The sequence below is a fragment of the Nocardioides kongjuensis genome (assembly GCF_013409625.1).
GTDB classification, from domain to species: Bacteria; Actinomycetota; Actinomycetes; order Propionibacteriales; family Nocardioidaceae; genus Nocardioides; species Nocardioides kongjuensis.
Window position 1 is genome coordinate 3,025,361 of record NZ_JACCBF010000001.1, and the last position, 23,217, is coordinate 3,048,577.

A 23,217-nucleotide genomic window follows, 5' to 3' on the forward strand; every position below is an offset into this window, starting at 1 on the left:
CCTCCCCCGGTCGACCCGGCCGGTCACGTCCCGTGTGCGTGGCCGGTCGGGTCTCTCAACTCTGCGGTGGTCGCGGGGCCCTCGGGCTCCGCTTGTACGCCGACACGGTCGGGTCGCCCTCCAGCCAGAACCGCCAGGGGACGTCCGCGGCCTTGGACACACCCACGCGGGGGCCGGCGATCGTGCGCTTGCGCGTACGGGGCTCGGGGCCGAGGCGGACGCCGGTGAAATCGCCGTCGTCGTGCGCGGCGAGCAGGTCGGTGCCGAGGTCGTCGAGGGTGATCCCCAACGCCTGCGCGAGGTTGCCCGGTCCTCGGGCGAGGTTCACGTCCCGCTCGGGCGGCGTCTCCCCACGCCGGAAGCGCGCCAGCTCGTGGCCCTCGACGACCTCCCCGGCCCGCAGCAGGACCGCCGCACCGATCTCGGTCGGCCCGGTGACGACGTTGGCGCAGAAGTGGATCCCGTAGGACCGGTAGACGTAGAGCCGGTACGCCGGTCCGTACATGATCTCCGAGCGCGGGGTCCGCGTGAACGCGTGCGACGCCGGGTCCTCGACGCCGCCGTACGCCTCGACCTCGGTGATCCGCACGGTCACGCCGTGCCCGGTGATCGTCCGGTCGAGGAGAGCCCGGGCTCGTCGTACGACGTCGGCCTGGTGACGGGGCGGCACGAGGCGGTCCGAGGTCAGGCGGGCAGGCCCGCGTCGTAGATGCCGTTGACCAGCCGCTCGTGGGTCTTCGCACGGACCGCGGCGGCGTCTCCGAGCCCGGTCACGAAGTACCCCTCGCCCGGGTCGCCCGTCTCGGCGTTCACCACCCAGGCGGCGAGGAAGGGCGTCCACGACCACGTCCCCCGCCGGTCGCGCATCTCCACCAGCACCTTCCCGAGCTGGCGCGCAGGAATCAGGCGCTCGCCCTCGCCCCGCAGCCGCTCGGCGAGCTCGCCGTAGGTGATCGGGTCGACCGTCTCGCGGGCGATGGCGACGAGGATCTGCTCGGCCTGGCGGGCGAGGGTCTGCACGGTGTTGAGGGCCACAAGCCGGAGTCTGCCCCCATGGCCGTCCTTCCGCGTCATCGAGCCGCGCTTCCCGATGATCCCTTCGCCCCGTGGAGAGCGAGGTCGTCGGCGCCGTCGCCGTCTGGCGAGCTGATCGGTCAGGACGTCGGTGTGGCGCCGGACGCCAGCGCCACACCCGTCCAGGCCTCGACGTCACTCACGTCCGCAAGCACGCCCAGCCAGCCCGGCAGGTCGGCCGGCTCGCCGTCGCCGTCGTCGATCTCCGCCAGCAGCGTCCCGTCTGGCAGCTCGTCGACCACGACGTGCAGGCCGTCGCGGTGCACGTGGTGACGTCTCTTGCGCAGCCTCCGGGCTGGCAGCTGCGCCAGGAGCGTCCACTCGGCGTCGTCGAGGTAGAGCGACGTGCACGCCACCTCGCTCGGGTCGTCGTGGAGGCGGACCTTGTGCCCGAGCTTGCGCTGCACCGACCCGTCCGGCTTGCGCACCTCCCGCAGCCGCAGCCGTGCTCCGTCGACGTACCGGTCCTCGATCTCCCACACCTCGCGGACGCCGTCCGGCACCGCCGCCACGAGGAACCGCCGCTCGCGCTCCACGACCGCGTACTTCAAGGAGACCATGCGCCCATTGCTACCACCTGCGACCATCGGCCCGTGGAGATCGAGGTCGTCGGCGCCGTCATCGTGCGGGACGGCCTGGTCCTGTGCGCCCAGCGCGGCCCCGGCGGCGAGGCAGGCGGGATGTGGGAGTTCCCCGGCGGGAAGGTCGAGCCCGGCGAGTCGGCCGTTGCCGCGTTGGCGCGGGAGATCCGGGAGGAGCTCGGCTGCAACGTCGAGGTCGGCGAGCCGGTCACCACCACGCAGCACGTCGGGACGTCGGTCGTGGTGGTGCTGTCGACGTACTGGTGCCGAGTGGTGTCCGGCATGCCGATCCCTGTCGAGCACGCGGCGATCCGGTGGCTGCCGCCTGAAGAGCTCGCCGAGCTCGACTGGGCGCCGGCCGACGTACCGGCAGTGGAGATCGTCGCGGCCAGGTTGGTTCAGGCGGCGCGTGGTCGGGCGGGTGCGTAGGTGATCCCTGCCTTGCTGTAGCCGTCGCGGGTGTTGCGCGGTGGTGGGGTCCACACGGGTTGACCAGTGTCCTCGTCGATGTGGACGGCCCAGGGGGTCTGGTGGACCAGGACGTGGTGGTGGCGGCACAGCATCACGAGGTTGTCGAGACTGGTCGCACCGCCGTCGGCCCAATGACGGATGTGGTGGGCATCGCAGGCCAACGGCATCCGGGCACAGCCGGGGAACGCACAGTGCCGGTCGCGGACGACCAACGCGGTCCAGATCCCGGTCGTCACGAGTCGTTGGGCACGGCCGACGTCCAACACCTGCCCGTGGGCGCCGAGCACGGTGGGGATGATCTCGGCGTCACAGGCCATCCGGCGGACCGCGGCCGCGGAGAACCGGGCTCCGTTCGGGGTGTGTCCGTTGCGGGCGAGTCCGGCGTCGATGACCTGCTGCTCGAGGGATTCCTGGTCGATCAGCACGACCACTCGCGGCTTGGTGCCGTGGTCACGGGGCAGCTCGTCGCTGGCGGCGAGCCGGTCACACGCGTCGACCAGCGCGTCCCACAGCCGGGCACCCGCCTCACGCGGGTCACGCCCATCGTGGCCACAGCCCGGGGTCAGACACGCCGCGGCGGTGGAGACCCCGTCGTCGTCGAACATCGGTTGACCGGGTTGCCGGTTCACGCCGCCACACGAGCCGGGCTCGGTGGTGGCCGGGGCGGCGAGGGGGTGGAGGGTCGCCTTGATCCTCTCGACGTCCTCCACACTGCCGTAGCCCTTCACCCGGACTCCGCCGTGGCCGTCCTCGGCGAACGACAGGTGCCGGGCGTGATGGGCAGCGCGTTCGGCCTTCGCGCGTTCCTTCTCCTCGTTCACCAGCGCGGCGTCGGGGTCGAGCTCGCGGACCACGTCACCGAACACGGTCTGCAGATCCGACGCGTCGTGCCCACGGGCCTCGACGAGGTCCAGCATCCGCCCAGCGACCGCGGTCCGGAACTGCGGCACCCGGGGCAAGGTGTGGACCTTCGACGCGATCACCCGGGCCTGGGGCAACGTCACCCGCCCGGACTCGAGGGCCGCCTGCACCTCCGGGAGGTCACGCAGCTGCTCGACCGCGCGGACCAGCCCGCCACCAGTCCCCTTGTGACCACCGGTGAGGTGGGTGAGGAAGTCCTTGACCGATGCCCAGCCGAGCTCCCGGAGGGCGTCGGTTGCCTCGAGCCGGTCGATCCCGCGCAGCAGTGCGGCATCGAGGAAGGACCGCGCCGCGACGATCGCCTCCACACCCGCCACCACGTCCGGCCCGTCGACCGCGTCCCACTCGGCGCCGGCCAGCACCGAGGCACGCTCGGCCACGGCTGTGGCCTGGTCGAGCGCCCCGGGAGAAGTCATGCGCTCATCCTATCGAACACCTGTTCGAACCGTCAATGCCCGAGACGCCGCCCGTCGTTTTCGGCTGTGCCACGATCGGGCCCATGAGCTTCTCGACCGGCACCTTCACCTCCCCCGTCGACGGCATCCCGCTCGCGACGTACGCATGGGACGACGTCGCCGAGCCTCGCGCCGTCGTCCAGGTCGCGCACGGACTGGCGGAGCACGCTGCCCGGTACGACCGGCTGGCGGCCGAGCTCAACGCGGCCGGCTACCTGGTCCGGGCCACCGACCATCGCGGCCACGGTCGCTCGATCGTCGAGACGCCCGGCGACTTCGGCGCCGCGGGATTCGACGGCCTGATCGCCGACGTCGCGGCCTACGGAGCCCTCCTTCGTACCGAGAACCCCGACCTGCCGCTGTTCCTGATCGCCCACTCCATGGGCTCGTTCGCGGCCCAGGCGGTGCTGCTGGAGCACAGCGACCAGTACGACGCCGTGGTGCTCTCCGGCTCGACCGCGCTGGACCAGCTCGCCGCCGCCATGGCCGAGTCCGAGGGGCCGGCCGGTCTCGAGGCGTTCAACGCCGGCTTCGAGCACCGCACCGGCTACGAGTGGCTCTCCCGGGACGAGGCGGAGGTGGACCGCTACGTCGCGGACCCGCTGTGCGGCTTCGACCTGCCCGAGACGACGGTCCCGTCGCTGTTCGGCCCGGCGCCCCGCCTGGCCACCCCGTCGACGGTCCGCCCGGACCTTCCGCTGCTCATCGCCTCGGGCAGCGCGGACCCGCTCGCCGGCGGCGGCGCGCTCGTCCAGCTGCTCGGCCAGCGCTACCGCGATGCCGGCGTCACCGACGTGACCGTGACGGTGTACGACGACGCGCGGCACGAGATCTTCAACGAGACCGACCGGGACCAGATCACGCAGGACGTGATCGGGTGGCTCGACGGCCGCAGCTGAGTGAAGAAGGCCGCGCACGGAGCACTTCACACGCGCTTCGTCCGGCATTAGGGTCCCGAACGTGAAGCTTCGCCCGGCCGTCGCCGCCCTCGCCGTCATCCTTCCGCTCGCGGCCATGGCCGCCCCGACCGCCCCGGCCGGCGCGAAGCCCGCTCCCGGCGTGACCACCGGCAGCGGACTGGTCTTCAAGGTCAACCCCGTGCAGTCCAGCGGCGACGAGTCGCTCGTCGACGCGAAGGACTCGGCCACCGCCGTGCCGGCGAGCGAGTACGCCACCGTTCCGCTGCGGAACCTGGACGGCTCCGGATACCTGCGCGGCACGTGGGTCACCGTCGAGTCGGCGACCGGCACGCCGGCGTACTCGGCCAACGGCGTCTACGACTACAACCGCAAGGACGACCAGTTCGAGCAGGTCATGGCGTACTTCTGGGTCAACCAGGCGCAGGAGTACATCCAGTCGCTCGGCTTCGGCTCCACGCTGCGCCCCGTCGTCAAGCAGTCCTTCAGCGTCAAGATCGACCAGTACGGCGGCGACAACAGCTACCAGACCGACAAGCCGTACCGCATCCGGTTGGGCAAGGGCGGGGTCGACGACGCCGAGGACGCCGAGGTGATCGTCCACGAGTACGGCCACGCGGTGCACGCCTCGCAGGTCCCGGGCTACGGCACGTCGCTGGACGCCGGTTCGATCGGCGAGGCCTGGGGCGACTACCTCGCCGTGTCGGTCGGTCTGGACGCAGCCCAGCAGTACAACTGGCCGGTGCAGGCGCCCGATGCCTGCGTCATGGACTGGGACTCCACGTCGTACACGGCGGGGCCGGTGCACTGCCTGCGCCGCCTCGACACCGACCTGACGGTCGCCGACCGCAAGGGCGAGGTGCACTACGACGGCCAGATCTGGAGCCGCGGCCTGTGGGACGCCCGCGCGGGCTACGAGTCGCTCGGCCTGACCTCGCGTGACTTCGACACCACCGTCATCGACGCCCAGTTCGACTTCGCCCCGGACACGTCCTTCGACGCGGCCGCGACCGCGATCTACCACAAGGCGCTGACCCGCGACGGCGCCGCGGCCGCGGGCGTCATCGAGGACGCGTTCGCCGCTCGCGGCATCACCGTCACCCCCTGACGCAGCGAACCAACCGCCACCGATCTCCTGAATCCGACGGGCGGTCCTGGCAAGCTCGCCCCATGCGGGAGGGGATCTACGAGGCGCTGATCACCAACGAGGTGCGCGCCCAGCTCGCCGCCCTGCCGTCGACCGCCCCGACCATCCGGGCGATCGACGAGGCCGAGGAGCCCGAGATCCTGGCCCGTCACGTGGCGGAGGTCGTACGTCGCCATCTCGTGGCAACGAGCGATCCTGGCCGCCGTCTCGCCACTGTCAACGAGATCCTCGACCTGCTCGAGGGCGACGCCGCGATCGCCCCACCAGCCCGCCAACTGCTCGCGATCACGACCGACACCGCGCCGGATGCCGGGGACCGCTTCGCCGCGCGACCACGCACTCCCCTCTCCGACGCCGCCCTGCTGACCAACGCCCGCGACGAGCCGAGCCTCGCGGCCGAGCTCAAGGCAGAGCTGCGCTCGGCGGACTCCGTCGACCTGCTCTGCGCCTTCGTCAAGTGGTACGGCGTTCGCCTTCTCGAGGACGAGCTTCGCGCCCTGCGCGAGCAGGGCGTCCCGCTGCGGGTCATCACGACCACCTACCTCGGCTCCACCGAGCGCCGCGCGCTCGACCGGATGGTCCGTGAGTTCGGCGCTGAGGTCCGCATCCAGTACGACGCAGCGCGGACGCGCCTCCACGCGAAGGCGTGGCTGTTCCGGAGGGCGACCGGGCTCGCCACGGCGTATGTCGGGTCGTCGAACCTGTCCCGCGCGGCGCTCCTCGACGGCGTGGAGTGGAACGTTCGGCTCTCCCAGGTCGCAACTCCGAGCCTGATGCAGAAGTTCGAGGCGACCTTCGACACCTACTGGAACGACCCCAGCTTCGAGCCCTACGACCCCGACCTGGACCGCGACCGGCTCGACGATGCCCTCGCCCAGGCCTCAGGCCGCACCGACAACCAGCGCGTCACCATCACACTCGCCGGCCTCGAGGTCCGTCCGTTCCCCTACCAGGCCGAGATGCTCGAAGCCATCGAGGCAGAGCGGGTCATCCACGACCGCCACCGCAATCTCGTGGTCGCAGCCACCGGCACCGGCAAGACCGTGATCGCAGCGCTCGACTACCGCCGCCTGTGCGAGCTCGCCGGCGGCGAGCGGCCATCATTGCTGTTCGTCGCTCATCGTCGCGAGATCCTCGAGCAGTCGCTGCGCACCTATCGCGAGGTGCTGGCCGACGGCAGCTTCGGCGAGCTGTACGTCGGCGGCGCCCGCCCCGAGCGCTGGCGGCACGTCTTCGCGAGCGTCCAATCGTTGACGGCGTACGGCGTCGCGAACCTGCCGGCCGACCACTTCGACGTCGTGGTGATCGACGAGTTCCACCATGCAGCAGCCCAGACCTACCGCCAGATCCTCGACCATCTGCAGCCGCGTGAACTACTGGGCCTGACCGCGACACCGGAGCGCGCCGACGGTTTGGACGTACGGGACTTCTTCGACGGCCGCACCGCAACCGAGTTGCGGCTCTGGGACGCGCTCGGCGCCGATCTGCTCTGCCCGTTCCACTACTTCGGGGTCGCCGACAACACCGACCTCACTGGCTTGACGTGGTCGCGGGGCAGGTACGACGACGCCGAGCTCTCCAACCTGTACACCGGCAACGACGCGCGATCGGCGATCGTGGTGAAGGAACTGCGCGACAAGGTCCTCGACCTGGGCAACATGCGCGGCCTCGGCTTCTGCGTCGGCGTGGAGCACGCCACCTACATGGCGAAGGTCTTCAACGAGGCGGGCATCCCGGCTGCCGCTGTCACCGGGCAGACGTCACCTGCCGACCGCCAACGCGCGATCGCCGACCTGCGTGACCGGCGCCTCAACATCCTCTTCTCGGCCGATGTCTTCAACGAAGGACTCGACGTCCCCGACGTCGACACCGTCCTGCTGCTGCGGCCCACGGACAGCGCCACGATCTTCTTGCAACAGCTCGGCCGCGGCCTGCGTCGCACCCGCGACAAGGCCGTGCTGACCGTCCTCGACTTCGTGGGCTTTCAACGCAGGGAGTTCCAGTGGGAACGCAAGCTGCGCGCCCTGACGGGAACGACCCGCAAGAAGCTTGTCCACCAGGTCGAGACCGGCTTTCCCTTCCTGCCCTCGGGCTGCCAGATCGTCCTCGACCGCCAGTCCCAGCAACTGATTCTCGACAACATCAAGACGCAGGTGACGCCGCGCTGGTCAAGAGTCGTGGCCGAGCTGCGGTCTCAGGGCGAGGTCGAACTGGACCGCTTCCTCGAGGAGAGCGGGATCGAGCTCGCCGACATCCTGCGCAAGGGCAGCCACTCTTGGACACGCGCCCGGCGCGACGCCGGCCTCCCCGTCCCCCGAGGCGGCGAACGCGAGGAGCGACTCCTGCGCAGGGTCCGCGCGTTCGCCCACGTCGACGACCGCGCCCGCGTCGACATCTACGGCCAACTCCTGGCAGAGGACGCTGTCACCTACGAGCAGTTGAGCGTCGGTGAGCAGCGCGTCGCGGACATGCTGTTCTTCTCGCTCTGGCCGGACGGCGGTGGGTTCTCCTCCGTGGCCGACGGACTCGCCGCACTCCGCGACGAAGCGGCCGTGCGGGAGGAAGTCCGAGCCGTCGTCGACATCTCCTTCGACGCCGCTCGCCACCGTGCGCTCTCGTTGGGCGGACCGCTGTGCGACGTACCGCTCCGCGTCCACGCCCGGTACCAGCGAGAAGAGGTTCTCGCCGCGCTCGGCTACGCCACCCTTCAGCGAAAGCCGAACTCGTTCCGCGAAGGCGTCCTGTACGAGCCGACCCACAACGTCGACGCGTTCTTCATCACCCTCAAGAAGTCGGAGAACGAGTTCTCCCCCACCACGATGTACCGCGACTACCCGATCAACCCGACGCTGTTCCACTGGGAGTCACAGTCCGGCACGAGCGTGAAGTCGAAGACCGGTCAGCGGTACGTCAACGGCACCAGCAACGTCTTGTTGTTCGTTCGGGAGACCAAGGACGACGAGTTCGGCACGTCGCCCTATCTGTTCCTGGGCCCCGCCACCTATGTGACGCATCAGGGCGAGAAGCCCATCGCGATCACGTGGAAGCTCGAGCACGCCATGCCGATCGACTTCTACAACACTGCGGCCGTGGCCGCACAGTAGGGCGAGCAGACGAAATCCGGCAGCCCTCGATCCGCACGTCGGTCGAAGACCCGGCCGAGGTCGAGGGCAGCGCAGTTCCCCAGCAGGCGCAACGCCGACGGCCCGGCTCCTCCGAAGAGGAACCGGGCCGTCGTACGTCGCCTTCGTCTCGATACGCCCTCGCCTGGCGGCTCGGGCTACTCGACGACCTCAGGTCAGCTGCAGCCGGAGGTGCTGCCGCAGCCCTCGCACACGTAGCAGGACCCAGCCGGACGCATCTTCGTGCCGCACGTCATGCACAGCGGCGAGTCGACGGCGTGGCCGGTGATCTGCTCGAGGAGCTCGGCGGTGGTCTTGGCGACCTTGACCTCGGGGGCACCGGCGAGGGGGTCCTCGTCGGTGACCTCGACGACCTCGGCCTCGACCGTGGTGGTCTTGGCTGCGGGGGCGGTCTCGACCAGCTCGGAGGCGTTGCCGGTCTCCTCGACGGGCTCGTAGGAGCCGGTCTCGAGGTGGCGCTGGCGCTCGTCGGCGGAGTAGATGCCGAGGGCGGAGCGCTCCTCGAAGGACAGGTAGTCCAGGGCCAGGCGGCGGAAGACGTAGTCCATGATCGACTGCGCCATCCGGACGTCCGGGTCGTCGGTGAGGCCGGCGGGCTCGAAGCGCAGGTTGGTGAACTTCGAGACGTAGGTCTCGAGCGGGACGCCGTACTGCAGGCCGATGGAGACCGCGATCGAGAAGGCGTCCATCACGCCGGCGAGGGTCGAGCCCTGCTTGCCGAGCTTGAGGAAGATCTCGCCGAGGCTGTTGTCGTCGTGGGCACCCGAGGTCATGTAGCCCTCGGCGCCGGCCACCGTGAAGGAGGTGGTGCGGGCCTGGCGCGACTTCGGGAGACGCTTGCGGGTCGGGGCGTAGACGACCTTCTCGACGACCTTCTCCACGACCTTGGTGTCGGCCTCGGCAGCCTCGGCGGCGTCCTTCTTGGCCTTGCCGCCACCGTCGGCCAGGGGCTGGCCGACCTTGCAGTTGTCGCGGTAGATCGCAGTCGCCTTGAGGCCGAGCTTCCACGACTCCATGTAGATCTGCTCGATGTCCTCGATGGAGGCCGACTCGGGCAGGTTGACCGTCTTGGAGATGGCGCCGGACAGGAACGGCTGGCAGGCGGCCATCATCAAGACGTGGCCCATGGGCTTGAGCGCGCGCTCGCCCATGGCGGTGTCGAAGACCTCGTAGTGCTCCGGCTTGAGACCGGGGGCGTCGACGACGTGGCCGTGCTCGCCGATGTAGGCGACGATCGCCTCGATCTTCTCCTCGTCGTAGCCGAGCTTCTTCAGCGCACGCGGGATCGTCTGGTTGACGATCTGCAGCGAGCCGCCGCCGACGAGCTTCTTGAACTTCACCAGGGAGAAGTCGGGCTCGATGCCGGTGGTGTCGCAGTCCATCATGAAGCCGATGGTGCCGGTCGGCGCGAGGACCGAGGCCTGCGCGTTGCGGAAGCCGTTGGTCTTGCCGAGCTCGACGACCTTGGCCCACTCCTCGGTGGCCAGCTTGTGGACCTCGGCGTCGGCGATGTGCAGGGTGCGCACGTCGTCGTTGGCGGCCTGGTGCTTGCGCATCACGCGCTGGTGGGCCTCGGCGTTGCGGGCGTAGCCGTTGTAGGGGCCGACGATCGCGGCGAGCTCGGCCGAGCGGCGGTACGACGTGCCGGTCATCAGCGACGTGACGGTGGCGGCCATCGCGCGACCGCCCTCGGAGTCGTAGCCGAGGCCCATCGCCATGAGGAGGGCGCCGAGGTTGGCGTACCCGATGCCGAGCTGGCGGTAGTTGCGGGTGGTCTCGCCGATCGGCTCGGTCGGGAAGTCCGCGAAGCAGATCGAGATGTCCATCGCGGTGATGATCAGCTCGACGGCCTTGGCGAACAGCGGGGCGTCGAAGGTGTCGTCGTCGCGCAGGAACTTGAGCAGGTTGAGCGAGGCCAGGTTGCACGAGGAGTTGTCGAGCGACATGTACTCCGAGCACGGGTTGGACGCGGTGATCCGGCCGGTCTCGGGGTTGGTGTGCCAGTCGTTGATCGTGTCGTCGTACTGCAGGCCCGGGTCGGCGCAGGCCCAGGCGGCCTCGCTGATCTTGCGGAACAGGGTGCGGGCGTCGACGGTCTCGATGACCTCGCCGGTCATCCGCGAACGCAGGCCGAACTCGCCGCCGTTCTCGACCGCGCGCATGAACTCGTCGTTGACGCGCACCGAGTTGTTGGCGTTCTGGTACTGGACCGAGGTGATGTCCTTGCCGCCGAGGTCCATGTCGTAGCCGGCGTCGCGCAGGGCGCGGATCTTGTCCTCCTCGCGCCACTTGGTCTCGACGAACTCCTCGATGTCGGGGTGGTCGACGTCGAGGACGACCATCTTGGCCGCACGACGCGTCGCGCCGCCCGACTTGATGGTGCCGGCCGAGGCGTCGGCGCCGCGCATGAAGGAGACCGGGCCGGACGCGGTGCCGCCGCTGCTGAGGAGCTCCTTGGAGGAGCGGATCCGGGAGAGGTTCAGGCCGGCGCCGGAGCCACCCTTGAAGATGAAGCCCTCCTCCTTGTACCAGTTGAGGATCGAGTCCATCGAGTCGTCGACCGAGAGGATGAAGCACGCCGAGACCTGCTGGGGAGCGGTCGTGCCGACGTTGAACCAGACCGGGGAGTTGAAGGAGAAGTACTGGTTGGCGAGCAGCCAGGTCAGCTCGTGCTCGAAGACCTCCGCGTCCGCCGCGCTCGCGAAGTAGCCGTGCTCCCGCCCCGCCTTGACGTAGGTCGACACGACCCGGTCGATCAGCTGCTTGAGGCCGCGCTCCCGCTCCGGCGTGCCGACTGCGCCGCGGAAGTACTTGGTGGTGACGATGGTGGAGGCGTTGAGCGACCAGAAGTCGGGGAACTCGACACCGAGCTGCTCGAAGACGGTCTCGCCGGTCTTCCAGTTGGTCTGGACGACGTCGCGCCGCTCCCAGGTGATCTCGTCGTACGGGTGCACACCCTCGGTGCTGAAGATCCGCTCGATCTTCAGTCCCTTCTTGGTGTAGCGGGCCGTCTCGCTGGGCGTGTGGCTACGGGCCGTCTCGGTCATGGCTCTCCTGGTCTCCTGTGTCGGCGTGCGGTGCGTGTTCGGCGGTCGGCGATGCAGGAGCCGCACGGGCTCCTGCGTGAAGGGGAAGGTGGTGGCCCGGCAGGCAGCTTCCCCACTACCTGCCGGGCGTCTGTGGTCAGCCCGTCGCGGCGGGCTGGGCTCCCTCGGACAGCAGCTGGCGCTCGGCCCGCATCAGGGAGATCTCGTTCTCGAAGTCGGCGGCCGAGTCGAAGCCGCGGTAGACGGAGGCGAAGCGGAGGTAGGCGACCTCGTCGAGACGACGCAGCGGCGGCAGGATCGCCAGGCCCACCTCGTGGGCGGCGATCTCGGGGCTGCCGGCCAGCCGGAGCTGGTCCTCGACCTCCTGGCCCAGCCGGGCCAGGTCGTCCTCGTCCACCGGGCGACCCTTGCAGGCCTTGCGGACACCGGCGACGGCCTTCTCGCGGGTGAACGGCTCGGTCGCGCCGGAGCGCTTGAGCACGGTCAGCTGCATGGCCTCGACGGTCGTGAACCGCTTCTCACAGCTCGGCGACTGGCAGACCCGGCGGCGCCGGATCGAGCAGCCGTCGTCGGAGACACGGGAGTCGAGGACCTTGGTGTCGTGGTGCTTGCAGTACGGACAGTGCATGGTTCCCCTCCTCTCGAGACTACGGGCTGTGGACAACTCCCCCGCCTGTGGAAAAGGTGGGGCGAACTGTGCGTTTCCGCTCCGGTCCTGTGGGTGACGAAGGCCCGCCCTGTGGACTAGATGTGGAGAACTACATCGTTGTAACTACTAGATGTAGTGGTAACCGTACGCCCCGGCCACCAGTGATGCAAGCGCGGGTCGCCACGAGTTCGGCGGGGGTCCGGTCCGGGTGGAGTTTGCGCAGGTCACCGCCACGAAGGCCGGCCCGCGACCGCTCTCCGGCCGGCGATTCGCAGCAGCACGACGAGCTTCTCGGCCGGCCCGGAAGGTGTGGAGGGCGCGTTGGCTGAGCATTCCACCCACCCATCAGGAACAATGACCGCCGTGACAGGTGGCAAGCGGGCCGGCGATCGGGCGAAGGCGAAGTTCCGACCCGCGCTGCTGCTGATCGCCGCCGCCGGAACGGCGTCCATCGTGGCCTGGGGGTACCTCGTCGTCGCGGCGATCGACTTCGGCGCGACCGCCCGCCACGACGGCAAGGGCAGCGCCTGGGCCTTCATGGCCGTCGCCTCGCTGGGCGCCATGCTGTGCCTCTTCCTCACCTTCATGCTGGCCATCCGCCTCTCCCGCGCCCTGGGCATGAGCGCGCACCACCACCACGAGCCCCGCCCCAAGCGGGACCCGGCCGCCCCCAAGGGCGGCAAGCGCGCGGCTCGCTGAGCCCGTCGCCCAACCCCCGAGGACGCGCGAAGGGCGGGATCCGGTTCGGTCGGATCCCGCCCTTCGTCTTCCCCGGGGCCGTGCAGGCCCCATCTCCGCTGGGGTCGAGGCAGCGAAGAGTCATGTGGTGCGACTAGTGCGTCGGCACCCGGAGCTCCTGGCCGACGTAGACCATGCTGCCGTCGAGCGTGTTGAGCTGCTGGATGGTCTCCATCATGTCGCGCACGTCGTCGCCCGAGGTCGCGGCGGCGTCGCTCGCGATGTCCCACAGCGTGTCACCGGGGCCGACCGTCACCAGCTGGACCTGGGGGGCGCCCCCGTCCTCGCGCGTCGCGGCCGACCCGGCGGCGAGCCAGATCGCCGCGAGGGCGACCACGACCAGCGCCAGCAGGAAGACGACCGCACGGCCGCGCCGGGTCAGCCGGACCTGCCCCCGGGCGACGGGACGGGCCGCCGCAACGGGACGGGCGCTCGCCGTACGACGAACGGCGGTGACGCGGGGCGCGAGGGTGATGGTGCTCATGGAGACCTCCGGGGGAAGTGGACGGGGCTGTCTGCAACCAGGGAGGTTGTATCCAGGGGGTCCGACGGAAGGTGTTCGATCAGGCGTTCGATCGAACATGTGTACGAGACTAGATCAGGTGTTCGAGGATTTCCAGTACCGTTCGAAAGTTCGTTCGACCGGCGTGTCGCGACACGCGGTTCGAACAGATGTTTGAAACCGGCGGCCCGGTTCGGTTAGCGTCGTCACACGGGCCCGGTCGATCCGGACCACACCACCCGAGCTGAGCTGGAGGGCGATCGATGACGGAGCGCAAGGGCACGGAGCGCAAGGCGAGCAGCGTCACCGAGCTGCCCGACGGGCCGGCCGACGCGACCGGGCTGACCCCGCGCCAGCAGCGGGTCCTGGCCCACATCAAGGACAGCATCGAGAAGCGGGGCTACCCGCCGAGCATGCGCGAGATCGGCCAGGCGGTCGGCCTCACCAGCACCTCCAGCGTCGCCCACCAGCTGCGCACCCTGGAGGAGAAGGGCTTCCTCAAGCGCGACCCCAACCGGCCGCGCGCCCTCGAGGTCTTCCTGCCCGAGGTGATGGCAGCGCGCCGGGCGATGGGCACCGCCGAGGACCCCGACCGCCAGACCTACGACGAGACCGGGATCGGCGACGCCGCGCCGACACCCGCCAACGTGCCGGTGGTCGGCCGGATCGCGGCCGGTGGCCCGATCCTGGCCGAGGAGCGCGTCGAGGACGTCTTCCCGCTGCCGCGCCAGCTCGTCGGCGACGGGCAGCTGTTCCTGCTCGAGGTCAGCGGCGAGTCGATGATCGAGGCCGCGATCTGCGACGGCGACTACGTCGTGATCCGCCAGCAGCCGACCGCCGAGAACGGCGAGATCGTCGCGGCGATGATCGACGGCGAGGCGACGGTCAAGACCTTCCAGCGCAAGGACGGCAAGGTCTGGCTGCTCCCCCACAACCCGGCGTTCGAGCCGATCGACGGCACCAACGCGACCATCCTCGGCAAGGTGACGGCGGTGCTGCGGCGGGTGTGAGGTTTTCCTGACCGGTCGGTGACATAGGGTCTGTCTGTCCTGTCGCCATACCGAAGGCCGGTCCTGATGCCTCCTCGCAGCCACTTCCCCTTCATCGGGCTGCTGTCCTCGCTCCTCGCCGCACTGCTGACGGTCTCCGTCCTCGGCGGCGTCGCCCGCGCGGACGACACCTACCCGGCCGCACCGGCCGGCACCGCCGTGCCCGTCGACATCGACGACACGGTCGCGCAGGCGACCGCGGAGCACGCCCTCGAGACGGTGCAGGACATCGTCGACACCGCTCCGGGCGCCGCGCCGAGCGACGCCACGACGGGCGCCGACCTGACCATGGCGCTGCGCGACCTCGCGCTCACCCGCGACGACCTGCCGAGCGACCTGCAGGACGACGCCGCGCAGCTGCTCGCGCGGCCCGGCACCGCCCACCGGCCGCCCCCGGGCTACCCGTCACAGGGCATCGAGTGCACGCCGGGATCGGGTCTTCCCTGCTACACCGCGCCCGAGGCAGCCCCGCTGTGCAGCGCGAGCATCTGCGTGCACTACGTGCAGGGCGCCTACGCCCCGAGCTCCGGCTCGGACGTCCCGGCTCCCGGCTACCCGAACGCGGTGCTCAACGTGATGACGAACGTCGCGAACCGGTACGTCGCCGCCGGCTACCGGACGCCCGTCAGCGACGGCAACGAGTTCGACGTCTACCTCGCCGACCTCGGCAAGCGCGGCCTCTACGGCTACTGCACGACCGACCAGCGGGTCGCGGGCCACGTGACCGCGGCCGCGTACTGCGTCCTCGACAACGATTACGCCGAGTTCGGCCCGGTGCCCGGCCCGCTGGGCAACCTGCAGGTGACCGCGGCCCACGAGTACTTCCACGCGGTGCAGTTCGCCTACGACGTCAACGAGGACGGCTGGCTGCTCGAGGCGACCGCGACCTGGGCCGAGGACGAGGTGTACCCGGCGATCAACGACAACATCCAGTACCTCAAGGGCGGCCCGCTGGGGCAGCCCGCACAGCCGCTGGACCACCGCAAGGGCCTGGCGCCGTACGGCGCGTGGATCTTCTTCAGGTACCTCAGCGAGCACTTCGCGGCGGACGCCGGCGGGATGCCCGTCATCGTGCGCGACATCTGGGACCTGGCCGCCGGTCCGGCCAACGCGCGGCAGGCGATCAGCGCCGCCCTGGCCGCGCGCGGCACCGACCTGCGCACCCAGTTCGGACGGTTCGCCGCGGCCAACCGGCGTCCGGCCCTGAACTACTCCGAGGGTGCCGCCTACCCGCGGGCCAAGCTGTGGCGCGGCGTGAAGCTGTCTCCCTCGCGCCGGTCGGTCTCCGACTCGGTCGAGCTCAAGCACCTCGCCTCGCGGACGATCCGCTTCAAGTCGAAGTTCCGCGGCAAGGCCCACCTGCGGGTCCACGTGGACGGCCCGAAGCGCAAGAAGGGCGGCTACGTCCTGGTCACCATCAAGAAGAAGGGCCAGGCGCCGGTCACCAAGCTGGTCAAGGTCAACCGCAAGGGCGACAAGACCAAGCGCTACCAATTCGGGAAGTCGGTGCAGTGGATCGAGATCACCTTCGCCAACGCCGGCAAGAAGGACTCGACCGCGAAGGTCAGCGCGAGCGCGCGCTGACCCGGCTGATCCACCACCCGTTGGTCGTGGGTCAGGCCCGGCCGCTGAGGCGGCCGAGGGCCTGACGCACGACCTTCGGGTCGTTCGTGGGCCACATCGGCGGCAGGCTGGCCTTGAGGAACGAGCCGTAGCGGGCGGTCGCCAGCCTCGGATCGAGCACGGCGACCACGCCACGGTCGCTCGTCGTGCGGATCAGGCGCCCGGCACCCTGCGCGAGCAGGAGCGCGGCGTGGGTCGCCGCGACCTGCATGAAGCCGTTGCCGCCCGCCTGGTCGGCGGCCTTCTGACGTGCGCTCATCAGCGGGTCGTCGGGGCGCGGGAACGGGATCCGGTCGATGATCACGAGCTGGCAGGTGTCGCCGGGCACGTCGAGTCCCTGCCACAGGCCGAGCGTGCCGAACAGGCAGGTGTGCGGGTCCTCGACGAACTGGCGGGCGAGCTCGGGCAGCTGCGCCTCGCCCTGCGCGAGGGTGGTCAGGTGGGGCAGCTTCTTGCGCACGTGCTCCGCGGCCGCCTCCGCGGCCCGCCGGCTCGAGAACAGCCCGAGGGTGCGGCCGTCGGCCTGGTCGACCAGCTCGGTGATCTCGTCGAGCTGGGCGGGCCCGAGGCCGTCGCGGCCGGGCGGGGGCAGGTGGCGGGCGACGTAGAGGATGCCCTGCTTGGCGTAGTCGAACGGGCTGCCGACATCCAGCCCGCGCCACGGCTGGGCGTCGTCGGGCCAGTCCGCGGCGGGCGCACCGGGCGCCACCCGCTCCGACGGCTTGAGGCCGACAGAGCCGGCGACGGTCGCGAAGTCGCCGCCGAGCATGAGGGTGGCCGAGGTGAGCACGACGGTGTTGTCGGAGAGCAGCTTGTCGCGCATCTGGGCCCAGACCTGGAGCGGCGCGATGCAGAGCATCGGCGGGATCCGGTCGGTGCCCTCCGTGCGCCACAGCACGTCCGCCTCGGAGTTGGCGGCCATCCGCTCGGCGGTGGTGAGGACCTCCTGGACCATGCCCTTGGCCTGGGTCATCGCGGCGTCGGGGTCGCTGCCGGACTCGGCCTTGGGGAAGGCGCCGACACAGGCGCGGGCGGCGTCGCGGACCAGCACCAGCGCGTCGGCGAGCGCCTCGGGGACGTGCTCGAACCGGCCGGCCGGGGCATCGGTGATCGCCGCGCGCAACGCGTCGGCAGCGTCGGCGAGGTCCTCGGCCTCCTCCCCCTCGACGTGGCGGATGCTGCGCCGGGCGGCCCGCTCGACCTCGGCGGCCCACAGCTCGTCGGTGGCCGCCTGGGTGACCCGGGCGGCGAGCTCGTGGGCCTCGTCGATCACGACGGCGTCGTACTCGGGGATCATCGGGATCCCCTCGACCGCGTCGATGGCGAGCAGGGAGTGGTTGGTGACGATGAGGTGCGACTTCTGCGCCTTCTCCTTGGCCCGCTCGGCGAAGCACTCCTCGCCGAACGGGCACTTGCTGGCCCCGACGCACTCGCGCGCGGTGACGCTGACCTGGCGCCACTCCTTGTCGGTGTGCCGCGGCGCGTCGTCGCGCTCCCCCGTCGCGCGGTCCTCGGCGGCCTTCTCGGCCCACGCGCGCAGCTCGAGCACCTTGCGGCCCATCGCACCCATGGCGTCCTCCGCCTGGATCAGCTGGCCCTGGTCGTCGGGCGCGCCCTCGCGCACGCGGTGCAGGCAGGCGTAGTTGGAGCGTCCCTTGAGCACGGCGTACGACGCATCGACGCCCGGGACCGTGCCGACGGCCTTCACCAGCCGGGGCAGGTCGCGCTCGACCAGCTGGTGCTGCAGCGCGAGGGTGGCGGTGGCGATGACGACGCGCTGGTCGTGGAGCAGGGCGGGGACGAGGTAGCCGAGGGACTTGCCGGTGCCGGTGCCGGCCTGGACGAGGAGGTGCTCCTTGTCGGCGAAGGCATCGGCCACGGCCTCGGCCATCGCGACCTGGCCGTCACGCTGCTGGCCGCCGAGCGCGGCCACCGCCGTCGCGAGCAGGTCGCGGACCGGCGAGGTCCGGTCGGCAGCGGTGGTGGTCACCGGAGAACCCTAGAGGGTCCTGCCGACGTTCCCGCGCGCCCCTCCACAGCGGGTCCGGGCTCACCGGAACGGGCCGTCCCGGACGATGCCGAGCACGTCGTCGACGCTGAGGCCGTCCGGGTCGACGTCGGCCAGCCACCAGGTCGCCCCGGCGGCCTCGAAGGCGGCCAGGTCGGCCGAGGCGGGGAGCGGCACCGCGACGTCGTACGGCGTCGCGGCGGTGCCGGCCTCGGCCCGCAGCTCCCGGATCCGGTCGACGGCGCCGGCCAGCTGGTCGGGGTGCTCGAGGTTGACCGGGACGAAGCCGTCGTGGCGGGCGGCGCGGACCAGCGGACGGCGGTTGCCGGGGAAGCCGGCCGTCCAGACCGGGACCGTGCCGTTGACGGGGCGCGGGAGGAAGCGGACGCCGTCGATCGTGCCGCCCGGGCCGCGGTGGTGGACCGCCTCGCCGCTCCACGCCTGCCGGAGGACGCACAGCGCGTCGTCGAGCAGGACGGCCCGGCGGCGGTCGTCGACCTCCTCGCCGAAGCGCGAGAACTCCTCGCCGAACCGGTCGCTGCCGAGGCCGGCACCGAGGACCAGCCGCCCGCCGCTGAGCCGGTCGAGGGTGGCGCTCTGGCGGGCCACGACCTGCGGACGGCGGCGCGAGAGCGGGGTGACCATCGGGCCCAGGCGCAGCCCGGAGGTCGCGGCCGCGACGGCGGCGAGCGTCGTCCACGGGTCGGCGAGCGCTTGCACGGGCTCCTGCCAGCGCACGTGGTCCCAGACGAAGAAGCCGTCCCAGCCGTGCTCCTCGGCCGCCACCGCCAGCCGTACGACGGCAGCGGGCTCCGCGAGCTCGTCGAACAGCGGCACCCACACCGCCGAGCGCAGCGTGGTCACGACGTGTGCTCCACGAGCTCGGCGACGAACCGGTCCCAGACCGGCTCGAGCACGTCGTGCCCGGAGCCGGGCAGCACGACCAGCCGGGCGCCGGGGACGGCGTCGCGCAAGGCCTGGCCGTGGACGGGCGGGAACACCGGGTCGAGCTCGCCCTGGACGACGAGGGTCGGGACCCGCAGGTCGCCCCACCCGCCGCCGCGGGGCCCGTCGAAGTCCATCGCGAAGTGGTTGGTCATGGTGGCGCGCAGGTCCCGGGTGCGCGCGACGTCCGCGGCCGCGAGCGCCCGGGTCGTGTCCTCGTCGAAGTGCGCCGAGCCGCCCGCGTACGCACGGAACGCCTCGACGAGGTACTCCACGACCGCCGCGGGATCGCCCGGGTCGGGGTCGGGCGGCACGTCGAGGGAGCCCATCGGCAGCTCGCCGGTGGTGGTGCTGACCAGCGTGAGCGAGCGGACCCGGTCGGGGTGGTCGACGCCGAGGACGAGGGCGACCCCGCCCGACATCGACCGGCCGACGACGTGGGCGCGGTCGATGCCGAGGGCGTCGAGCAGGGCGACGGCGTCGGCGGCCAGGTCGCGCAGGCCGTAGCCGGGCTCGCCGGGCGGGAAGCTGGTGGAGCGGCCGGTGTCGCGCTGGTCGTAGCGGACGACGTACCGGCCGGCGGCGGCGATGCGGCGGCACAGCTCCTCCTCCCACCACAGCATCGAGGCGCAGGCGCCGTGGACGAGGAGGACGGCCGGGTCGGCCGGGTCGCCGAAGGTCTCGGCGTGGAGGGTGACGCCGTTGCAGTCGTGTGCCGTGTCGGTGGTCATGCCGTCGACGCTAGGTCGACCAGTCCTTCGTGAAAAGCGATGCTTTCCGATGGTGATGATCACTGTCTACGATCAATGACGTGTACGAGCTGCGGCACCTGCGCGCCCTGGACGCCATCGCGGCCGAGGGCACCTTCGCCCGCGCCGCCCAGCGGCTGGGCTACACCCAGTCCACGCTGAGCCAGCAGGTCGCGGCCCTCGAGAGGTCGGTCGGCGGCGCGGTGTTCGACCGGCCCGGCGGCCCCCGGCCGGTGCGGCTGACGCCGCTCGGGCGGGTGGTGCTCGCGTCGGCGCGCGAGGTGCTCGGGGTCGTGGGCGAGGCCGAGGAGTCGGTCGCACGCTTCCACGCGGGCGACGGGAGGGTCGACATCGGGACCTTCCAGACGGTGACCAACGTGCTGCTGCCGCCGGTGGTGCAGCGGCGGCGGCAGGCCCATCCCGGCTGCGACATCCGGCTGGTCGAGGACGAGGCGGCGGTGCCCGACCTGGGCGAGCTCGACGTCCTCTTCTTCGACCGCCCCGGTCCCGACGACGTCGCCAGCACGCTGCTCCTCGAGGACGAGCACGTCCTGGTCGCACCGCCGGGCGCCTTCCCCGACGGACCGGTGGCGGCGGACCTGCTGCACGGGTCGTCGGTGGTGGCACTCCCGCCGATCTGCGACCAGCGCGAGGTCGAGGACCACCTCGCCGCGCGGGGCATCGCGCCGGACGTCGTCTTCCGCACCGCCGACAACCAGGCGGTCACCTCGATGGTCCGGGCCGGACTGGGCTGTGCGGTGATGCCGGTGCTCTCGCTCGGCTGGCCCGAGCGGCCCCGCGGCGTCGTGCTCCACCCGCTCGTGCCGGCGCTGCCGCCGCGGCGGATCTTCGCGCTCTCCCGCGGCACCCTCTCCCCGCTCGCCGCCGAGGTGGTCGGGCTGGCGACCCGGATCGCGCAGGAGGTCAGGGACGCGGGCGGCTGCGGCGTGTGAGCAGCTGCCCGACCCGTTCGGCGACGCGGTCGCCGAACACCCGGTGCCCGGCGGCGTCGGGGTGCAGCCGGTCGGGCTGGAAGGTCAGCGCGGTGTCCAGCATGGAGAGGTACGTCGCCCCGTGGCTCGCGGTCAGCTCGGCCAGCCGGGCATCGACGGCCGCGACGTCGTCGTACGGCAGCAGCGGGACGGCCGGCGGCCCGACGACCAGCAGCGGGCGCTCGCCGAGCGCGCGCCTGAGCCGCTCGTACCCGGCGTCCAGGTCGGCGAGCGGCTGGTCGACGTCGTTGAGGCCGCCCTCGACCACCACCAGGTCGACCCCCGCGAGGTGACGTGCGGCCGCGCGGGTGGCGTAGGAGACGTCGCCGCAGGGGCTGGCACCGCGGGTGAACCCGCTGCCGGAGAAGCCGTCGACCCGGACGCGGCCGGGCAGCCGCACCGGCCACGACTGGTCGGGACGGACTCCCGCGCCCACGGAGTAGGAGTCGCCGATCACCAGCACCCGCGCACCCGATCCGGTCACCACCGCTCCCCTCTCCCGGGCCTGCGCCCCCTTGGTCGCACACGGGTCCGGGCGCGCGCCGGCGCGGGCCAGCAGCGTCGTGCTCGCCACGGTGGCGAGGACGAGCGCGAGCAGCCCGAGCAGCAGTCGGTGCCGAGTCACGCCGGGATCATCCGTCGTGCGCGGCGACCAGGTGGCCGAATTCGGGAAATCGGAACCGAATTGGGGGACGACGCGGTGTCAGATGGCGTAGGCCGCCAGCTCGCCGGCGAGCGCCTCGGTGGCGCGGCCGGTGACCCGGGTGCCGTCGGCGGTGTGCTCGAGCGTGCCGATCTCGCCGTCCTTGTGGATGCGGTCGATGAGGTCGCCGCGGGCGTAGGGCACCAGGGCGGTGAACTCGACGCGCGGGCGCGGGAGCTCGGCCTCCACGGCCGCGATGGCCGCGGCGATCCCCTCGCCGGTGCGGGCGGAGACCGCGACGGAGTGGGGCTCGCGGCGCAGCACCCGGTCGACGACGACCGGGTCGGCGGCGTCGACCTTGTTGACGACGACCAGCTCGGGGACCTCGGTCGCACCGATCTCGGCGAGCACCTCGCGCACGGCGGCCAGCTGGCCCTCGGGGTCGGGGTGCGAGCCGTCGACGACGTGGACGATCAGGTCGGCGTCGGCGACCTCCTCCAGGGTCGAGCGGAACGCCTCGACCAGCTGGTGCGGGAGGTGCCGGACGAAGCCGACGGTGTCGCTCATCGTGTAGACGCGGCCGTCCGCGGTCGCCGTACGCCGGGTGGTCGGGTCGAGCGTGGCGAACAGGGCGTCCTCGACGAGCACGCCGGCGCCGGTGAGCCGGTTGAGCAGCGAGGACTTCCCGGCGTTGGTGTAGCCGGCGATCGCGACGGAGGGGATCGCGTTGCGGCGGCGCTCCTGGCGCTTGGTGTCGCGGGTCCCCTTCATCACCTTCAGGTCGCGGCGCAGCTTGGCGATCTTGTCGTTGATGCGGCGGCGGTCTGTCTCGATCTTGGTCTCACCGGGACCACGACCACCGATGCCCTCACCGCCCGCGGCGCGGCCACCGGCCTGGCGGGAGAGGTTGCCACCCCAGCCACGCAGACGCTGCTTCATGTAGGTGAGCTGCGCGAGCTCGACCTGGGCCTGGCCCTCCTTCGACTTCGCGTGCTGGGCGAAGATGTCGAGGATCAGCGCGGTCCGGTCGACGACCTTGACCTTGACCCGGTCCTCGAGGTTGCGCAGCTGGGAGGGCGCGAGCTCGCCGTCGCAGATGACGGTGTCGGCGCCGGTGGCCTGGACGATCTCGCGCAGCGCGTCGACCTTGCCGCGACCGATGTAGGTCGCCGGGTCGGGCGAGGTGCGGCGCTGGTAGATCGCGTCGAGCACCTCGGAGCCCGCGGTCTCGGCGAGCAGCGCGAGCTCGGCCATCGCGTTCTCGATCTCGGAGATCGCACCCCCGGTCCACACCCCGACGAGCACCACGCGCTCCAGGCGGAGCTGGCGGTACTCGACCTCGGTGATGTCCTCGAGCTCGGTGCGTAGTCCGGCGACGCGGCGCAGCTCGTGGCGCTCGACCAGGTCGAGGTCGCCGGTGGTCAGGTCCTCGGGATCGGGCTCGTCGGCGTAGCCGGACTCGAAGTCGTCGAATTCGGTGTCGGGGTCGTCCCAGCCCTCGGTGGCACGCAGCGCGGCGTCGAGGGAGAAGTCTTCAGCACGGTTCGTCATAGGCGTATCCAG

Annotated in this window: 20 protein-coding genes; 8 read left to right on the forward strand and 12 right to left on the reverse strand. The window is 71.3% G+C overall.

Going from position 1 to position 23,217, the window contains the following annotated elements:
* Positions 1–55: 55 nt before the first annotated feature.
* The 3 genes from BJ958_RS14515 to BJ958_RS14525 form a co-directional block, all read right to left on the reverse strand.
* Complete coding sequence (locus BJ958_RS14515) at positions 56–670, reverse strand: DNA-3-methyladenine glycosylase (protein ID WP_179727474.1); 615 nt, start codon at positions 668–670, stop codon at positions 56–58.
* A gap of 14 nt (positions 671–684) precedes the next feature.
* Positions 685–1,035, reverse strand: coding sequence for a hypothetical protein (locus tag BJ958_RS14520; protein ID WP_179727476.1), 351 nt, complete (start codon positions 1,033–1,035; stop codon positions 685–687).
* A gap of 119 nt (positions 1,036–1,154) precedes the next feature.
* Positions 1,155–1,634: a CYTH domain-containing protein gene (locus BJ958_RS14525; protein WP_179727478.1), complete on the reverse strand. Its 480-nt coding sequence runs from the start codon at positions 1,632–1,634 to the stop codon at positions 1,155–1,157.
* A gap of 33 nt (positions 1,635–1,667) precedes the next feature.
* Between BJ958_RS14525 and BJ958_RS27910 the strand changes: the two genes are divergently transcribed.
* Positions 1,668–2,084, forward strand: a complete 417-nt coding sequence (locus BJ958_RS27910) for an NUDIX domain-containing protein (protein WP_179727479.1) — start codon at positions 1,668–1,670, stop codon at positions 2,082–2,084.
* Here BJ958_RS27910 and BJ958_RS14535 read toward each other — a convergent pair.
* Positions 2,054–3,463: an HNH endonuclease signature motif containing protein gene (locus BJ958_RS14535; protein ID WP_179727481.1), complete on the reverse strand. Its 1,410-nt coding sequence runs from the start codon at positions 3,461–3,463 to the stop codon at positions 2,054–2,056. The two genes, BJ958_RS27910 and BJ958_RS14535, sit on opposite strands and share 31 nt — an antisense overlap.
* An 83-nt stretch (positions 3,464–3,546) precedes the next feature.
* Between BJ958_RS14535 and BJ958_RS14540 the strand changes: the two genes are divergently transcribed.
* The 3 genes from BJ958_RS14540 to BJ958_RS14550 all read left to right on the forward strand — a co-directional run bounded on the left by BJ958_RS14540 (position 3,547) and on the right by BJ958_RS14550 (position 8,670).
* Complete coding sequence (locus tag BJ958_RS14540) at positions 3,547–4,401, forward strand: alpha/beta fold hydrolase (protein WP_179727483.1); 855 nt, start codon at positions 3,547–3,549, stop codon at positions 4,399–4,401.
* A gap of 61 nt (positions 4,402–4,462) precedes the next feature.
* Positions 4,463–5,527, forward strand: coding sequence for a M36 family metallopeptidase (locus BJ958_RS14545; RefSeq protein WP_343052689.1), 1,065 nt, complete (start codon positions 4,463–4,465; stop codon positions 5,525–5,527).
* A gap of 62 nt (positions 5,528–5,589) precedes the next feature.
* Positions 5,590–8,670, forward strand: a complete 3,081-nt coding sequence (locus BJ958_RS14550; protein WP_179727485.1) for a DEAD/DEAH box helicase — start codon at positions 5,590–5,592, stop codon at positions 8,668–8,670.
* Between the two features lie 194 nt (positions 8,671–8,864).
* Here the strand turns inward: BJ958_RS14550 and BJ958_RS14555 are convergent, their stop codons facing one another.
* A complete protein-coding gene (locus BJ958_RS14555; RefSeq protein WP_179727487.1) occupies positions 8,865–11,756 on the reverse strand; it encodes a vitamin B12-dependent ribonucleotide reductase in 2,892 nt (963 codons plus the stop codon).
* A gap of 136 nt (positions 11,757–11,892) precedes the next feature.
* Positions 11,893–12,384 (reverse strand): transcriptional regulator NrdR, encoded by a 492-nt coding sequence (nrdR, locus tag BJ958_RS14560; RefSeq protein WP_179727489.1) that lies wholly within the window; start codon positions 12,382–12,384, stop codon positions 11,893–11,895.
* A 375-nt stretch (positions 12,385–12,759) separates the two neighbouring features.
* Between nrdR and BJ958_RS14565 the strand changes: the two genes are divergently transcribed.
* Positions 12,760–13,104, forward strand: a complete 345-nt coding sequence (locus tag BJ958_RS14565) for a hypothetical protein (RefSeq protein WP_179727491.1) — start codon at positions 12,760–12,762, stop codon at positions 13,102–13,104.
* Positions 13,105–13,237: 133 nt separating this feature from the next.
* Here the strand turns inward: BJ958_RS14565 and BJ958_RS14570 are convergent, their stop codons facing one another.
* Complete coding sequence (locus BJ958_RS14570; protein WP_179727493.1) at positions 13,238–13,627, reverse strand: LysM peptidoglycan-binding domain-containing protein; 390 nt, start codon at positions 13,625–13,627, stop codon at positions 13,238–13,240.
* A gap of 281 nt (positions 13,628–13,908) precedes the next feature.
* Here BJ958_RS14570 and lexA point away from each other — a divergent pair, with 281 nt between their 5' ends.
* Positions 13,909–14,655, forward strand: a complete 747-nt coding sequence (gene lexA / locus BJ958_RS14575) for a transcriptional repressor LexA (protein ID WP_179727495.1) — start codon at positions 13,909–13,911, stop codon at positions 14,653–14,655.
* Positions 14,656–14,721: 66 nt separating this feature from the next.
* Positions 14,722–16,278 (forward strand): MXAN_6640 family putative metalloprotease, encoded by a 1,557-nt coding sequence (locus BJ958_RS14580; protein WP_179727497.1) that lies wholly within the window; start codon positions 14,722–14,724, stop codon positions 16,276–16,278.
* A 31-nt stretch (positions 16,279–16,309) separates the two neighbouring features.
* Here BJ958_RS14580 and BJ958_RS14585 read toward each other — a convergent pair whose 3' ends face one another.
* From BJ958_RS14585 to BJ958_RS14595, 3 genes are read right to left on the reverse strand one after another with little or no spacing between them, the layout of a single operon-like run.
* Positions 16,310–18,307: an ATP-dependent DNA helicase gene (locus BJ958_RS14585; RefSeq protein ID WP_343052690.1), complete on the reverse strand. Its 1,998-nt coding sequence runs from the start codon at positions 18,305–18,307 to the stop codon at positions 16,310–16,312.
* A gap of 60 nt (positions 18,308–18,367) precedes the next feature.
* Positions 18,368–19,189 (reverse strand): LLM class flavin-dependent oxidoreductase, encoded by an 822-nt coding sequence (locus tag BJ958_RS14590; RefSeq protein WP_179727499.1) that lies wholly within the window; start codon positions 19,187–19,189, stop codon positions 18,368–18,370.
* Positions 19,186–20,001, reverse strand: coding sequence for an alpha/beta fold hydrolase (locus tag BJ958_RS14595; protein ID WP_179727501.1), 816 nt, complete (start codon positions 19,999–20,001; stop codon positions 19,186–19,188). Before BJ958_RS14595 ends, BJ958_RS14590 begins: the two co-directional genes overlap by 4 nt.
* Positions 20,002–20,081: 80 nt before the next feature.
* Here BJ958_RS14595 and BJ958_RS14600 point away from each other — a divergent pair, with 80 nt between their 5' ends.
* On the forward strand, positions 20,082–20,972 hold the full coding sequence (locus tag BJ958_RS14600; protein ID WP_218865763.1) for a LysR substrate-binding domain-containing protein: 891 nt from the start codon (positions 20,082–20,084) through the stop codon (positions 20,970–20,972).
* Here the strand turns inward: BJ958_RS14600 and BJ958_RS14605 are convergent.
* Positions 20,944–21,636 carry a GDSL-type esterase/lipase family protein gene (locus BJ958_RS14605; RefSeq protein ID WP_179727503.1) on the reverse strand — a complete coding sequence of 231 codons (693 nt, stop codon included), beginning with the start codon at positions 21,634–21,636 and terminating at the stop codon, positions 20,944–20,946. The two genes, BJ958_RS14600 and BJ958_RS14605, sit on opposite strands and share 29 nt — an antisense overlap.
* Positions 21,637–21,714: 78 nt before the next feature.
* Entirely contained in the window at positions 21,715–23,205 is a 1,491-nt protein-coding gene (hflX, locus tag BJ958_RS14610) for a GTPase HflX (RefSeq protein ID WP_179727505.1), read from the reverse strand.
* Between the last annotated feature and the right edge of the window lie 12 nt (positions 23,206–23,217).